This window comes from Nocardia transvalensis NBRC 15921, assembly GCF_000308875.1.
Classification (GTDB): domain Bacteria; phylum Actinomycetota; class Actinomycetes; order Mycobacteriales; family Mycobacteriaceae; genus Nocardia; species Nocardia transvalensis.
Window position 1 is genome coordinate 33,426 of record NZ_BAGL01000016.1, and the last position, 14,855, is coordinate 48,280.

Annotated in this window: 14 protein-coding genes; 8 read left to right on the plus strand and 6 right to left on the minus strand. The window is 68.8% G+C overall.

What is annotated here, in order from left to right; all coding sequences use genetic code 11:
* Positions 1–25: 25 nt before the first annotated feature.
* Positions 26–1,543 carry a DUF7159 family protein gene (locus ON41_RS06765; protein ID WP_040746102.1) on the minus strand — a complete coding sequence of 506 codons (1,518 nt, stop codon included), beginning with the start codon at positions 1,541–1,543 and terminating at the stop codon, positions 26–28.
* Between the two features lie 588 nt (positions 1,544–2,131).
* On the opposite strand from ON41_RS06765, the gene groES reads away from it, so the two are divergent.
* Together groES and groL are read left to right on the plus strand one after the other, a co-directional pair.
* Positions 2,132–2,434: a co-chaperone GroES gene (gene groES / locus ON41_RS06770; protein ID WP_040746103.1), complete on the plus strand. Its 303-nt coding sequence runs from the start codon at positions 2,132–2,134 to the stop codon at positions 2,432–2,434.
* A 127-nt stretch (positions 2,435–2,561) separates the two neighbouring features.
* A complete protein-coding gene (gene groL, locus ON41_RS06775; RefSeq protein ID WP_040746104.1) occupies positions 2,562–4,169 on the plus strand; it encodes a chaperonin GroEL in 1,608 nt (535 codons plus the stop codon).
* 234 nt (positions 4,170–4,403) lie between these two features.
* Here groL and ON41_RS06780 read toward each other — a convergent pair whose 3' ends face one another.
* The 3 genes from ON41_RS06780 to ON41_RS06790 form a co-directional block, all read right to left on the minus strand.
* Positions 4,404–4,673, minus strand: a complete 270-nt coding sequence (locus ON41_RS06780) for an RskA family anti-sigma factor (protein ID WP_040746105.1) — start codon at positions 4,671–4,673, stop codon at positions 4,404–4,406.
* Between the two features lies 1 nt (position 4,674).
* Positions 4,675–5,238, minus strand: coding sequence for a sigma-70 family RNA polymerase sigma factor (locus tag ON41_RS06785; protein WP_373281324.1), 564 nt, complete (start codon positions 5,236–5,238; stop codon positions 4,675–4,677).
* Positions 5,239–5,698: 460 nt separating this feature from the next.
* Positions 5,699–5,992 (minus strand): WhiB family transcriptional regulator, encoded by a 294-nt coding sequence (locus tag ON41_RS06790; protein ID WP_040746107.1) that lies wholly within the window; start codon positions 5,990–5,992, stop codon positions 5,699–5,701.
* A gap of 661 nt (positions 5,993–6,653) precedes the next feature.
* Between ON41_RS06790 and ON41_RS06795 the strand changes: the two genes are divergently transcribed.
* The 3 genes from ON41_RS06795 to ON41_RS06805 all read left to right on the plus strand — a co-directional run bounded on the left by ON41_RS06795 (position 6,654) and on the right by ON41_RS06805 (position 9,456).
* Positions 6,654–7,607: a hypothetical protein gene (locus tag ON41_RS06795; RefSeq protein ID WP_063709844.1), complete on the plus strand. Its 954-nt coding sequence runs from the start codon at positions 6,654–6,656 to the stop codon at positions 7,605–7,607.
* A gap of 120 nt (positions 7,608–7,727) precedes the next feature.
* Positions 7,728–8,306, plus strand: coding sequence for a sigma-70 family RNA polymerase sigma factor (locus tag ON41_RS06800; protein ID WP_040746108.1), 579 nt, complete (start codon positions 7,728–7,730; stop codon positions 8,304–8,306).
* Positions 8,299–9,456: an anti-sigma-D factor RsdA gene (locus ON41_RS06805; protein WP_051161058.1), complete on the plus strand. Its 1,158-nt coding sequence runs from the start codon at positions 8,299–8,301 to the stop codon at positions 9,454–9,456. Before ON41_RS06800 ends, ON41_RS06805 begins: the two co-directional genes overlap by 8 nt.
* A 175-nt stretch (positions 9,457–9,631) precedes the next feature.
* Here the strand turns inward: ON41_RS06805 and ON41_RS06810 are convergent, their stop codons facing one another.
* The gene (locus ON41_RS06810) at positions 9,632–10,045 is read right to left on the minus strand and encodes a DUF5319 domain-containing protein (RefSeq protein WP_019932909.1); all 414 of its coding nucleotides are present in this window, start codon (positions 10,043–10,045) and stop codon (positions 9,632–9,634) included.
* 638 nt (positions 10,046–10,683) lie between these two features.
* On the opposite strand from ON41_RS06810, the gene guaB reads away from it, so the two are divergent.
* Positions 10,684–12,153, plus strand: coding sequence for an IMP dehydrogenase (gene guaB, locus ON41_RS06815; protein WP_040746109.1), 1,470 nt, complete (start codon positions 10,684–10,686; stop codon positions 12,151–12,153).
* A gap of 160 nt (positions 12,154–12,313) precedes the next feature.
* Entirely contained in the window at positions 12,314–13,447 is a 1,134-nt protein-coding gene (locus ON41_RS06820; protein ID WP_040746110.1) for a GuaB3 family IMP dehydrogenase-related protein, read from the plus strand.
* A gap of 86 nt (positions 13,448–13,533) precedes the next feature.
* Here ON41_RS06820 and ON41_RS06825 read toward each other — a convergent pair whose 3' ends face one another.
* Positions 13,534–14,331: an alpha/beta fold hydrolase gene (locus ON41_RS06825; protein WP_040746130.1), complete on the minus strand. Its 798-nt coding sequence runs from the start codon at positions 14,329–14,331 to the stop codon at positions 13,534–13,536.
* Positions 14,332–14,582: 251 nt separating this feature from the next.
* On the opposite strand from ON41_RS06825, the gene ON41_RS06830 reads away from it, so the two are divergent.
* Positions 14,583–14,855: glutamine amidotransferase-related protein (locus ON41_RS06830; RefSeq protein WP_444543674.1), on the plus strand; the 273-nt coding region annotated here is incomplete at its 3' end.

Below are 14,855 nucleotides of genomic sequence, written 5' to 3' on the forward strand. Positions count from 1 at the left end.
CTCTGAGCGAGTGCCCGCGGCCGCGTCAGTCGGTCGGCTGGACCATGCCCGACCCCCCGGAGCCCGAGTTCGACCTCGGGAGGACGGGGGCGCGGTTGGGGGTCGGCGTGGGGGTGGTGGGGGCCGGGGTGGTCGTTCCCTCCGGCGTGGTCGTTCCCTCCGGGACGACCGGCTGCGGCGTGGTGGTGCCGAGCAGCGGGCCGAACAGGCGGGGCAGGTCGGGCAGCGGGATCTGCGGCAGGTTCGGGTCCGGGCGCAGGGGCGGGGCCGTGCTGGTCGTGGACGGCGTCGGCGTGGTTGTCGGGAGCAGGCTGGTGGTGGAGGTCGAGGACGGCGACGGCACGCTGGTGCCGACCGGCTGCCGGCCCGGCTGGTTCTGACCGGCGGGTGTGGTCGCCGATCCCGTCGGCGAGGGCACGGCCGTCGTGGTCGGCAGCTGCGCGGTATTGCTGGTGCCGACCGGGCTGACATCGTTGTGGGCGGCCGGGACCAGTTCCTTGACGCCGTAGCCGACCACGAGTCCCACCACCACGACCGCACCGGCCAGGGTGCCGACCAGCTTGGTGAAGGTGCCGGTCGACGCATCGCTGCCCAGGCTGATCACCGGGAAGGCCGACGGCTGGGCCGAATCCGCCACCAGCGCGGCGCCCTTCGCGGTGGCCGCCTCCGGCTCCGGCAGGGTGAGGACCGGGATGTCGAGCCGTTCGTCCAGGCCGGCGACCACGGTGGGGATATTGGCCCCGCCGCCGATCACGGCGACCGCCTGGGGCAGCTTCGGGGACCGCTCGAACACCGCGGAGGCGTACACCGCGGCCTCGCGCACGAGATCCGCGATCAGCTCCTCGAAGTCGGCGCGGGTCAGTTTCAGCGGCTGGCCGGCGACGTGGTCGATGGTCACGGCCGGCGCGATGGACAGGTGCTCCTTGGCCGCGCGGCTGCGGTTGATGAGCATGCCGCGGTTGGGGCGGGTGCCGCGGCGCGCGAAGTGGCAGTCCAGCAGGTGGTGGTAGATGAGTTCGTCGACCGTGGTGCCGCTGATGGCCGAGGTGCGCTCGGAGCGCAGCGTCGTATCGTCGGCCAGATCGGCGACCGTGACGGTCATGCCCGAGGCGCCGAGGTCGATGAGCGCGACCGTCTCGTAGCGGTCGAGCAGGCCGGTGTGCCGCAGGTAGGTGAGGGCCGCGGTGCTCTCCGGGATCAGCTGGATGTCGCGGCGCTGGCGGCCGATGGCCGAGCGGATCGCGACGGCCTGTTCCCGGTCGCGGTAGGCGACGGCGATGGCCCCCGGAGGCCCGGCGGGGGTCTCGGGGTGCGGGGCCGGGAGGCCGGCGGTGTGCGCGCCGACGGGGTGCACGACGTCGCGGGCGGGCCGCTGGGTCGTCATCAGTTCGATCGACGACGCCACCAGATCACCGAGATCGGAATGTGCGGCGTCCGCCGACACGACCCGGTAGTCGAAACTCTGGGCGCCGTTCGGAGCGGTGGCCACCAGCGCCGAGCACACCACTTCGTTCCCGGCGGAGATGCCGAGGGATGTTCGCATGTTCACCTCCCTTCGAGCGGATGGTCTTGGTGTCGCCGACCATCTCGAACGGACAGCGCGAGCCTCCGCATGGATGGCGGGCGACCCGAGCGGCGGATCCGGCCGGGCCCTCGTCCGTTCGGGGGTCGGGTCCAGCCAGCGATCACTTGCGGTCTTGCTCTCGTCTCAGGCGTGCGCGATGGTCGTCGCGCGGGTGGGTGACGCAGTTGTGGGCAGTACTCGACGGTTCTCGCGACGGGCGCCGACCCGCATGGCGGGCCGACAGACGCTACATCACGGAGCCGTCGTCCATAGTGTCACAATCCGTTATTGGAACGTTACAGATTTCGGCGAGGAATTGCCACGCTCTTGGGCGTGTTGTCTCGGTCCGATATAAGCAGCGCCCGGCCTTGAGCGCTGGCACTCGCGTGTATAGAGTGCTAGTTGGCACTTCGGATGTTGCGCGAGTGCCACCTACGACTGCTGAGCAGGGGTCCCGGAACCCGCGACGACGGGGCTGCGCACAGCGTCGACACATCGTGACCGAAACCCGTGCGCCCGGGGAACCGCCCCGGACGCGACGAATCCCCTGAAAGTGGAGGGCTCAACGTGGCGAGCGTGAACATCAAGCCGCTCGAGGACAAGATCCTCGTCCAGGCCAACGAGGCCGAGACGACGACCGCCTCCGGCCTGGTCATCCCCGACACGGCGAAGGAAAAGCCCCAGGAGGGCACCGTCGTCGCCGTCGGCCCCGGCCGCTGGGACGAGGACGGCGAGAAGCGCATTCCGCTGGACGTCAAGGAAGGCGACGTCGTCATCTACTCGAAGTACGGCGGCACCGAGATCAAGTACGACGGTGCGGAGTACCTGATCCTGTCGGCGCGCGACCTGCTGGCCGTCGTCAACAAGTGACCGCGCACCGCGCGGTCATCCCGGCGCAGGCCGGGATCGAGTCGTAACGACGACTGCCCCGGTGCCCCACACGTAGGCATCGGGGCAGTTTGTCGTTTACCTCCCACGAACCAAGGACATATCACCTATGGCAAAGCAGATCGAGTTCGACGAGAAGGCTCGTCGGGCGATGGAGCGCGGCGTCGACAAACTCGCCGACGCCGTGAAGGTCACGCTGGGCCCGCGCGGTCGGCACGTGGTGCTGGCCAAGGCGTTCGGAGGCCCGACGGTCACCAACGACGGCGTCACCATCGCCCGGGACATCGACCTCGAGGACCCCTTCGAGAACCTCGGTGCGCAGCTGGTCAAGAGCGTCGCCACCAAGACCAACGACGTGGCCGGCGACGGCACCACCACCGCCACCGTGCTGGCGCAGGCGCTGATCAAGGGCGGCCTGAAGAACATCGCCGCGGGCGCCAACCCGATCGGCCTGGGCGCCGGCATGAGCAAGGCCGCCGACGTGGTGTCCGAGGCCCTGCTGGCCGCCGCGAAGCCGGTGTCGAGCGAGCAGGCCATCGCGCAGGTCGCCACCGTCTCCTCGCGCGACGAGGAGATCGGCGAGATGGTCGGCAAGGCGCTGACCGTCGTCGGCAAGGACGGCGTCGTCACCGTGGAGGAGTCCTCCACGCTGAGCACCGAACTGGTCGTCACCGAGGGCGTGCAGTTCGACAAGGGCTACCTGTCGGGCTACTTCGTCACCGATCACGACAAGCAGGAGGCGGTCCTCGAGGACGCGCTGATCCTGCTGCACCGCGAGAAGATCTCCTCGCTGCCCGATTTCCTGCCGCTGCTGGAGAAGATCGCCGAATCCGGTAAGCCGGTGCTGATCATCGCCGAGGACGTCGAGGGCGAGGCCCTGTCCACCCTGGTGGTCAACGCGATCCGCAAGACCCTCAAGGTCGTCGCGGTGAAGGCGCCGTTCTTCGGTGACCGCCGCAAGGCGTTCCTGGACGATCTGGCCACCGTCAGCGGCGGTACCGTGATCAACCCGGATCTGGGCATCAACCTCCGCGAGGCGGGCCTGGACCTGCTCGGCAAGGCGCGGCGCATTGTCGTGTCGAAGGACGAGACCACGATCGTCGAGGGCGCCGGCACCCAGGACGCCATCGACGCCCGCATCGCGCAGCTGCGCGGCGAGATCGAGGCCACCGACTCCGACTGGGATCGCGAGAAGCTCGAGGAGCGGCTGGCGAAGCTGTCCGGCGGCGTCGCGGTGATCCGCGTCGGCGCGGCCACCGAGACCGCGCTCAAGGAGCGCAAGTACCGGGTCGAGGACGCCGTGAACGCGGCCAAGGCCGCGATCGAGGAGGGCATCGTCCCCGGCGGCGGCAGCGCGCTGGTGCAGGCGGCGACCAAGCTGGTCGAGCTGCGCGACTCGCTGTCGGGCGATCAGGCCGTCGGCGTCGAGGTGGTGCGCGTGGCGCTGCGGTCCCCGCTGTACTGGATCGCCAGCAACGCCGGAATCGACGGCGCGGTCGTGGTGAGCAAGGTCTCCGAGGGCAAGGACGGCTTCAACGCCGCCACCCTCACCTACGGCGACCTGGTCACCGACGGCATCGTGGACCCGGTCAAGGTCACCCGCTCGGCCGTCCTCAACGCCACCTCGGTGGCGCGGATGGTGCTCACCACCGAGAGCGCCGTGGTCGAGAAGCCGGCCGACGACGAGGGCGATGACCACCACGGTCACTCGCACTGAAATGTCTGCGCCGCCTTCGGCGGCGCGTGTTCGCGGCCTCTGAGGCCCGCCGTTCGGCGGTCGAGACTCGCGCTTCGCGCATGCGCTTCGACCACCGAACGACGGGCCGGCCGCGAACGGTCGCTCGTAAGGCTCGCTCCGTGTGGGTCGATGGAGTGGTCGTGGCAAGGGAATGGCAACGGGCCGTTTCACATTCCTTCGAATGTGGAGCGGCTCGTTTGTCGTTTCGGGGGATCAGTGGGGCTGGTGGCGGGCACCGGCCGCGGGGGCCTGGTCGTCGGCGATGGCGGCCAGGAGGCGGTCGCGGAGAGAGGCGGGAGGCTGCTCGGCCGGCGCCGAGGCGAACACGGTGAGGGCTTCCCTGGTCGATTGCACTTCCCTGGTGAAGTCCGCGCGCAGTGTCTCGTCACCCGAATCGAGTAGCTCTCGCACCGCGCGCTGGTCTTCGTCGCCGATCGATCCGAGCGCGACCGCGTGCGCGAGATCGATCTGGCTGTCGTTCATCTCAGGTCACTCCCAAACTCTTCTTCAGTCTTGTCAATCCGTCCCGAATACGGGACTTGACGGTCGGTAACCCCACGCCGAGATACTCCGCCACCTCGGCGTACGTCCGTCCGCCGTAGTAGGCCAGCGAGATGGCCTCCCGCTGCGTACTCGTCAGCGTGGACAGACCCGCCAGGACCGCCTGCTGTTCGAGTCTTCGTCCTACCTCTTCGGTGACTTCGTCGAATTCGTTACCGAGAGAGCTTGCGCCGTAGGCGACTTCGCGCTGGGCGTGGGCCTGCTCGGCGCGGACGCGGTCGACCGCCCGGCGATGGGCGAGGGTCATCAGCCAGGTGACCGCCGAACCCTTGGCGGAATCGAAGTTGGCTGCGGTACGCCAGATCTGGAGGTAGACCTCCTGAGTGGTCTCCTCGGCGTAGCCGGGGTCGTGTAGGACACGCAGCACCAAGCCGTAGACCCGGGCGCACGTTCGGTCGTACAGCTCGGCGAAGGCCTGCTGGTCGGATCCGCCGCAGCGTTCGAGAAGCGCGGCTAGTTCCATGCTTTCGGCTGCGCGCGCCGACACCGCAGAAGTTCCGCCGGGTGTACCCACCCGCTCGTCCCGGATAGCTTGCTGGAACGAGTCGCCCTCTGCGGCCGACGGCCGCGTTGTCACAACGCTCCATTCTGTGTCATCGGCCACTACCGTAGCGTGCCGCTATGACCTCCTCTCGGGAGGGGGTATCGGCAAAACTCCTGTACCCCAGCGGTTTTCGGACATTGCCCGAAACGCCGGAAAAATTGTGGTCGGACACGCCGCGACACGCCCGGGAACTGCCGACTCTCGCCGCCTCCGACGGTCCCGGCGTGTAGACGGGAACGGCAGGTGGGCAAGGGCTTCTGGCCCTCTCGGCAGGCTCGGCGGCGGTGGCGGCCGGCCTGCGCGCCTGTCTCGGTATTCACCGGCCGGTAGCTCAGTGGCCGGGTGTTTGCTAGGGATTCGGCGCACCACGGCTTCCGGATGGGAGCAATTTCGGGGTGTCCGCTCAGACCGGCATGCGACGGCGATTGCGCCGGGCGTGCATCTCGCGCTCGGTCTCCGACATCCCGCCCCAGATGCCGTACGGTTCGCTGACCTTCAGGGCGTGGCTGCGGCACTGCATGAGCACCGGGCACGTGCGGCAGATCTCCTTGGCGCGCAGCTCCCGTTGTGCACGGGCGCGGCCCCGCTCTCCATCGGGATGAAAGAATACGGCGGAGTCCACACCACGGCAGGATCCGCGCATCTGCCAGTCCCAGATGTCGGCGTTCGGACCGGGGAGGTGGGTGGGCATGGGCATGGTGAACTCCTAGTGTGCGAGCTCGTCGGCATTGTCGAGCGTGCTTGTCAGCAGCGGTCTGTCCGGACCCGCGGCGTGGTCGGATGAGACCTTGCCGAGATCGGGCTCGGACCCGTCTCGCCGGAGTCCCGGCGATCGCAGTTCGTGGTCGCCGCAATTTCACACGGCGCCGACGACGGCGATGTCGTACGTTAGGACGCGCGGCGAAATCCAGTCAATAGTTTCTCCTGCGACGATTTCAAAGTCGGAGGATCCGAGATTTAACCTTCCTGCTATTTACAACGGGGCCTTCTATAGCGATACTGATCGGTTGGCTAGATCAGTGGTTGCCGTATCGTGATCTGTGATATCTCATAAACTCGCAGGTCAACTTGTATTTCAATCGGAAAGTGCGGTATCCGACAGGGCCTCGTCATGCCGTGTGGTATGTGACGGGCGACACCGATCGGGTGAATGCGGGCGATACCCAGATGACCGTATCCGGGCGCCCAGGTTAATTATCCGAAAAGCATACGAATTCCTAACGTACGTGCTGGGCGATAGCCCGTCATGGTTTTACCCGATGGAAACATCTGCGCTGCATTCTTCATGCTGAACGGTTGCTCGCCGTCGCATACTCCGGCGGTGCGGGGCCGGGTGGACCACCGGATAAGGTTCGGCGGTGGATCAGTACTCCGCGGTGGCGGACCGGGCCTCGCACCCGCCGCGCGCGATATTCGCCACGGCCGCGTTCGGCGACCGCCCCGGTATCGCCGCTGCCGAATTGCCGGCCGCCCGCGACGCCGTCGAAGCCTGGCTGCGCGCGATCGTTCTCGGTGGCCAGGGACGTTATGCCGCCGCCCGCGCCGAACTGCGCCGCGCCCGTCGCGATACCCGCGACCCGGTGCTGCGCTCGCTGGTCACGAGCACCGAGGCGTCGCTGCTGCGCCAGCTCGGATGGCACGCCCGCGCGGCGGTCCTCGACGGCCGCGCCCTGGCGGCGGTCCTGCCGGACGCCCGCGACGGCGGGGAGATCCGGTCGGCGGCCCATCGCGAGGCGGTTTGCGACGCGTTGACCGGACTTGCCGCGGATGCGCTGGGGACCGCTCGCCCCGAACTCTCGGCTCGGCTGCTGGAACGTTGCCAGCTTTTTCTGGGCTCGATTCACTCGGCGCGTGTCAACTCGCCCGGGGACACGCTCGCGGCCGTACCGGACACCGCCGCCGGCCGGCGCGTCCTGGTGCGCTGGCACTGGGTGTCGGCGGAGACCGCGCTCGCGGCCCCCGGGGCCGGGCTGATCGCCAGGAGCGCGGCGCAGCATGCCGACACCGCGCTGGAGCTCGCCCAGCGGGGTCCGTCGGTGCGTCATCGCGTCAAGTCCCGTCTACTTCTCGCCGCGGCGGCAGCGGCCGCCGGAGATTTGGACAAGTCTCGTGTATTCGCCGACCAGGTCTCCTCCCAGAGCCGGGAAAACGGATTGCTGCCGCTGCGGTGGGCCTGCGCGATGCTGCGCGCGGGTGTCGCCGAGGGGCCCGCGGCCGCCTGGGCCTCGGCCGAAGCCGCAGCGTGTGCGCAGGACCTGGCCGGTCACGGCGGTGTATTGCGTTCGGACGTCGGGCTTCTCGGTAGTGGATGATCCCAGGTGTTGCTCGTGCCACGTTGTGAAGCCGCTATTGTTGGAGCCGTTCCGCCGACCGGCGGAAGCACTGGTCAGCAACCGACCGTGCCACTTGTAACGCCAGGAATATCTCTGACGATGACGCACACGGGCGAGGAGTTGGACGCCGCCGTCGCTGCCGCAGCGCAGGGCGATCGTTCGGCTTTAGCCCAGGTACTGGAGATCATCCGCCCGTTGGTAGTCCGCTACTGCCGTGCGCGGATCGGTTCCGCGGAGCGTGGGCAGCTCTCCGCGGACGACGTTGCGCAGGAGGTCTGTCTTGCCGTGATGACCGCCCTGCCGCGTTATCAGGACCAGGGGCGGCCGTTCATGGCCTTCGTGTATGGAATCGCTTCGCACAAGGTCGCCGACGCCCATCGCAACGCCGCCCGTAACAAGGCGGATGCGATGGCCGAAGTACCAGATGTCATATCCACCGACCAAGGGCCGGAGCAGCGCGCTCTCGATTCCGAAACCAGCAGGCAGATGAACAGCCTCCTGGCGACGCTTCCCGAGAAGCATCGAGAGATCCTGATCCTGCGTTTGGTCATGGGTCTGTCAGCAGAAGAAACTGCTGTCGCCGTGGGCAGTACGGCGGGAGCTATACGAGTGGCCCAGCACCGGGCGCTCGCGAAACTGAAGTCACAAGTGGCGAGGGCAGGTGAAATGTATGGCTAGGGATGGCGAGCGCGGTCGGGGCGACTGGAAGGCGCGGCTTGGATCGCACAACAGCGATCCCTACGCCGAGGCATCCGGTGATACAGGACCGGTCGACATCGCCGCGGTACGCCGCGACGATGCGCTGATCGATGCGATCGCCGGCGACGGACCCGTAACGACCGACAGCACGGAGGAATATCAGCTCGCGACGCTACTCGCGAACTGGCGTGCCGAGATCGTCGACGATCCGCTGCCGGCCGGCCCGGATCTGGATGCTGTTGTCGCGGCGGTCAATCAGGAAATCGGTGCCAGGCAGACGAGGGTTAACGTCGGGCAGCGAAATCATCTCAGGCTGGTCCGTCCGCTCATGGGCGCGGCCGCCGCACTGGCCCTGATCTTCGGCGGTATGACGGCGTTCTCGTACAGCGCGCAGCCGGGCGATCCGCTGTGGCGGGTCAAGGAAGTGGTGTTCAGCCAGCAGGCGCAGACCACCATCGCCCAGCGCGCGGACGATGATCTGGCCAAGGCCGAGACCCTGCTCCAGCAGAACCGTCCGGAACAGGCGAAGGCACTGCTGGCGAGCGCCGGCAATACGGCGACCCAGGTCGACGACGGCAAGCGCAAGAATGATCTGGAGGAGCGCTGGAATCAGCTCTGGGCACGGCTGAACTCGGTCGCTCCGGAGATCGCGGCCTCACTGACGCCGCCCAGCCCGCCGAAATCGACCGGTCGGCCGCAGGTTCCGAGCACCGGATCGACGGGGACCGAGCAGCCGGCCACCACCGGCAGCACCAAGCCGACCTTCGATCCGCGCACCCTGGGCACCGCGCCGACCGACGAGCCCGGCACCGGCGGTCCCGGTACGGGAGGCCCCGGTACCAATCCGGAGACCACCGTGCCGACCAAGCCGACGCTGCCCTCGGAGCCGACCACGGGCGGCAGCAAGCCCACCACGCTCCCGCAGGAACCGCCTACCGCCGAGCCCACCGTCGCGCCGACCACCATCGGCTCGACGGGGGCCTCGGTCCCGGTGTTCCCGCCGGGGCGCCCGGCCAGCGAGCCCGCCGAACCTCCGACCGTTCCCAATCGCCCGACCGTCCCGTCGCTCGGGACGCCGCCCACCGCCGCCGTGCCGCCGGCCGGATCGCTGCCGGGCGGGATCAAGTAAAGGCGAAGACGACAGATCACACCGATCGCTGTATGGCGGTCGGCTTTGTTGTCTGCGCGCGGACTCCGATGGTCACGCACGTTTCCGGCTGTCTACCGACGGCCTTTGATTGCTTTCAGTTGCCCGCGCAGGATCGGCGGTTGCCCACGCATCGAGGTGGGCCGGTGGGATCGGCTCAGGCGTCGAAGCCGTCGAATCCGTCGCCGTGCAGCGCCTCGTTCATCGATGCGTCGGCGTACCCGCGGCAGTAGTCCCACGTGACGTAGGCCTCGGGCGTCGGGTCGTAGGCGGGCTCGTGCGGGCGCACCGTGCCGTCGACCAGCAGTTGGAGCAGATTGGCGCGCAACATATCCCAGTCGTGATAATGATCTTGTCGGCAGTCCTCACAGCTGACCACGAGTCCGCGGATGCCCCGATGCGCCAGCAGCGCCTCGTATACCGCGAGGTCGGCGAGATCCTCCTCGACCGCTAGGCGCTCGTGAGGATCCAGCGGTTCCCCCGGCTCGATGGCATCGAGCGCGGCCGACGGGTCGGAGGGGTCTCCGGCGAACGGATCCGGCGGCAAGCCAGGTGGTAGATGGTCACGCACAATCCCACGGTACGCAGAACAGGGGTACCTGCGCCAGCGCTGGAAGGGTGTTTTTGAGGTGTGCTGCCGTCGCGGCCACGCCACGAGGGGTTTGCGACGGCCGTTCGGCGCGGTTTTCGGCGGCCTCCGCGCACTCCTTCGCCGCCCGTGTGCAGGCTGCCGAAAATCGGGCCGCACCGCAAACCACCGGCGGTTGCACAGGTAGCCGGGTCCGCCGTCGCGTCCGGTCGTCGCGATGGCGGGTGCGCTGCGAGTGTGGCGTTGCCCGAGCGGAGTTCGTCAGCGAGTTGCTCGAGGTTGTCGGCGTGTCGGCTTCTTACGGTGTGGCACAGATTACTGTGCCGAGTCGCGTGGCTCCTCGATTTGCGCGGTCGATACCATGGACGGAACAGGTGCCGGGTATAGATCTTCGGCTCCGCCGTCCGTCAGATGTTCGCGATCCGGGCCGCCCCCCGGATTGTTGCTTTCGAGGTCCAGGAGGGGTCGATCCGATGAGTAGTCCCGTGATGGGCGAACGTGCCGCCCGTCCGAGTGGTCAGGCCCCGGAGGAGGCAGCCGGCGTAACCACGCAGGGGCCCCGCTCGGGCGGCGTCGGATACGGCCCTCGTACGGGTGGTGACGATCCGAACAAGATCGCCATGCTCGGCCTCACGTTCGACGACGTGCTGTTGCTACCGGCCGCATCGGATCTCATTCCCAGCTCGGTCGAGACCTCCAGCCGGCTGACCCGTGAGATCACGCTGCGCACCCCGCTGGTGAGTTCGGCGATGGATACCGTCACCGAGGCGCGCATGGCGATCGCGATGGCCCGCGCCGGCGGCATGGGTGTGCTGCACCGCAACCTCGCCGCCGCCGACCAGGCCGCCGCGGTGGAGACGGTGAAGCGCTCCGAGGCCGGCATGGTCACCAACCCGGTGACCTGCCGCCCCAGCGACACCCTCGCCGAGGTCGACGCGATGTGCGCCCGGTACCGCATCTCCGGCCTGCCGGTGGTGGACGAGACCGGCGAGCTGGTGGGCATCATCACCAACCGCGATATGCGCTTCGAGGTCGACCAGGAGCGCCGCGTCGCCGAGGTGATGACCAAGGCGCCGCTGATCACCGCCCAGGAGGGCGTCACCGCCGAGGCCGCGCTGGGCCTGCTGCGCCGCCACAAGGTGGAGAAGCTGCCCATCGTCGACGGTAACGGCCGCCTGCGCGGGCTCATCACCGTCAAGGACTTCGTCAAGACCGACCAGTACCCGAATGCCACCAAGGACCGCGACGGCCGCCTGCTCGTCGGCGCGGCGGTGGGCGTCGGCGAGGATTCGTGGTCGCGCGCGATGACCCTGCGCGACGCCGGTGCGGACGTGTTGATCGTGGACACCGCGCACGGCCATCAGGCCCAGGTGCTGCAGATGGTCGCCAAGCTCAAGACCGAGGTCGGTGAGCGCGTCCAGATCGTCGGCGGCAACGTCGCCACCCGCGAGGGCGCGGCCGCGCTGATCGAGGCGGGCGTCGACGCCGTCAAGGTGGGCGTGGGCCCCGGCTCCATCTGCACCACCCGCGTGGTCGCCGGTGTCGGCGCGCCGCAGATCACCGCGATCCTCGAGGCCGTCTCCGTCTGCAACCGCGCGGACGTGCCCGTGATCGCCGACGGCGGCATCCAGTACTCCGGCGATGTGGCCAAGGCCATCGCGGCCGGCGCCTCGACCGTCATGCTGGGCTCGCTGCTCGCGGGCACCGCGGAGTCCCCCGGTGAGCTGATCCTGGTCAACGGCAAGCAGTTCAAGAGCTACCGCGGCATGGGCTCGCTGGGCGCCATGCAGGGCCGCGGCCAGGCCAAGTCCTACTCCAAGGACCGCTACTTCCAGGACGACGTCCTCGCCGAGGACAAGCTGGTCCCCGAGGGCATCGAGGGCCGGGTCCCGTTCCGCGGCCCCGTCAACCAGGTCATCCACCAGTTGGTCGGCGGACTCCGCGCGGCCATGGGCTACACCGGCGCGCAATCCATCGCGGATCTCCAGCGGGCCCAGTTCGTGCAGATCACGGCAGCCGGCCTGAAGGAAAGCCACCCCCACGACATCACGATGACCGTGGAAGCACCCAACTACACAGGCCGTGGTTGAGTTTCGGACATAGTCTCCACGACGTTTTTCGGCGCGGCGCGCGTTCAGCGGCCGTTTACGATGCGACAAAGGAGCAAGTAAACGGCCGCTGAACGCGCGCCATCCGGGCGCCGAAAAACCCGCCGCAGCGAAGCGGAGGCCAAAACTAAGGAGCAACCCAGTGCGCGACATGGTCGAGATCGGTATGGGCCGGGCCGCCCGGCGTACCTATGAGCTGGATGATGTCGACATCGTTCCGTCGCGCCGGACGCGGTCGTCCAAGCTGGTATCGCTGGCCTGGCAGCTGGATGCCTACCGATTCGACATCCCGCTGGTGGCCCATCCCACCGACGCGCTGGTCTCGCCGGAGTTCGCCATCGAGCTGGGCCGCCTCGGCGGGCTGGGCGTGATCAACGGCGAGGGCCTGTGGGCCCGGCACGCGGATGTGTCCGCGCGGATCGATCAGTTGCTCGAGGTGGCCGAGAAGGAGGGCACCGAGGCCGCGGTCGCGCTGCTGCAGCAGTTGCACGCTGCCCCGATGCAGCCCGACCTGCTGGCCGCGGCCGTGGCGCAGGTGCGGGCCGCGGGAGTGACGGTGGCGGTGCGGGTGAGCCCGCAGAACGCCCAGGCCCTGACGCCCGCGCTGGTCCAGGCCAATATCGACCTGCTGGTCGTGCACGGCACCATCATCTCCGCCGAGCACGTGGGCGACGGCGAGCCGCTGAATCTCAAGACCTTCATCGCCGATCTCGACGTCCCGGTCGTCGCGGGTGGCGTCAGTGACCACCGCACCGCGCTGCACCTGATGCGCACCGGCGCGGCCGGCGTGATCGTCGGCTACGGGTCCACCCCGGGCGCCACCACCACCGGCGAGGTGCTGGGTATCGGCGTCCCGCTGGCGACCGCGATCGCCGACGCCGCCGCCGCGCGCCGCGACTACCTCGACGAGACCGGCGGGCGGTACGTGCACGTCATCGCCGACGGCGACATCGTGTCCTCCGGCCAGCTGGCCAAGGCCATCGCCTGCGGCGCCGACGCGGCCGTACTCGGCGTGCCGCTCGCGCTGGCGCAGGAGGCGCCCGGCCGCGGCTGGTACTGGCCCTCGGCCGCCGCACACCCGTCGGTCCCGCGCGGCGCCCTGCTGAAGTTCTCCGACGAGGACGAGCGCCCCACCCTCCAGCAGGTGCTCTACGGCCCCTCGAGCGATCCGTGGGGTTCGGTGAATCTCGTTGGCGGCCTACGCCGTTCGATGGCCAAGGCAGGCTACAGCGAACTCAAGGAATTCCAACGCGTCGGTCTGACGGTCCGGGCCTGAGACGATTCCGGCCAAAAGCGCGCCGGAAAATATGGTTCTGGGCGCGCCCGCGCGTCCGAGAGTTTCCGGCACGCTTTTGGCCGGAATCACCTGGCCCGCGTGACCATCATGTCCCGCAGGAACCCCCGGATAGCCGCGTTCACCTGGTCCGGGTGGGTCATATTCACCGCCTGGCGGGCGTCTTCGATCTCCAGATAGCGCGAATTCACCAGGGCGCGAGCCATTTCCGTCGCGTGCGCGCGGGGGAGACCGGCGCGGGTGGGCTGGATGACCAGGGCGGGGCAGGTGATCTCCGGCAGCCGCTCCAGGATCGAATCGCGGCTGAGCAGGCAGCCGGCGGCCATCTCGGTGGCGTGCGGATCGCGGGCCAGCCAGCGTTCGGTCCACACCGCGCGATGCCACGGGTCCTCGCCGATCAGCCACAGGGCCAGGTGATCGGCCAGCGTCCGCCGGGCCCCGGGCTCGTTCCACCGGTCGAGGAATCGGCGGGAGGTGTTCAGCTCCTGCCGGGTCGGGCCGTGTGCCTCGGTGGCGATCAGGATCAGCGCCGCCACCCGCTCGGGGGCCAGCAGCGCGGTCCGCATCGCGCTGAACCCGCCCTGCGAGGTGCCGCCGACCACGGCGCGCTCGATTCCCAGCTGATCGAGGACGGTCAGGGCGTCGCGCGCGGCGGTCCAATAGGTGAAGGGCAGGCCCTTGTCCCGGGTATGGCCGTGCCCGCGCGCATCCCACGCGACGATGCGGAACTCCGGGGCGAGTGCGGCAACCTGCGCTGCGAACATCGTTCGGTCCATGAAGAATTCGTGCCCAAGGAGTACCACCGGGCCGTTGCCGCCACTGTCCTCGTAATGGATCTCGGCATCGATCGCACGGGCGAATGGCACGAGCACGAGGATAGCTGGATCGGACGAGGCGCCGTGGCGGGTTGCGCTGTCGGGTCGGTCGTGCTCGGTGAGCCGTACCGGTTGCCGAGGTGCTGCCGGTTCGCCGAGCAGGCACCTTGTGCCGCACCGGGATTCGGCGCGACCGATATCTTCGGGGCGTGTCGCCAGGGGGCGCGCCGCCCGGAACGTCCCCGACGTGCGAGCGTGCCGCTTCGCCCGGGCACGAGCTGCCCCGACGCGCTCACTAAACTGTGCGCGTGGCAGAAACCCAGCGACCAGTTCTCGTCATCGACTTCGGGGCCCAGTACGCGCAGCTGATCGCCCGGCGGGTGCGCGAAGCCAGCGTCTACTCCGAGGTGATTCCGCACACCACGACCGTCGAGGACATCGCCGCGCGGCAGCCCGCCGCGGTGATTCTGTCCGGTGGCCCGGCCAGCGTGTACGCCGAGGGCGCACCGCAGCTGGACGCGCGGCTGTTCGACCTGGACGTGCCCGTCTTCGGGATCTGCTACGGCTTCCAGGCC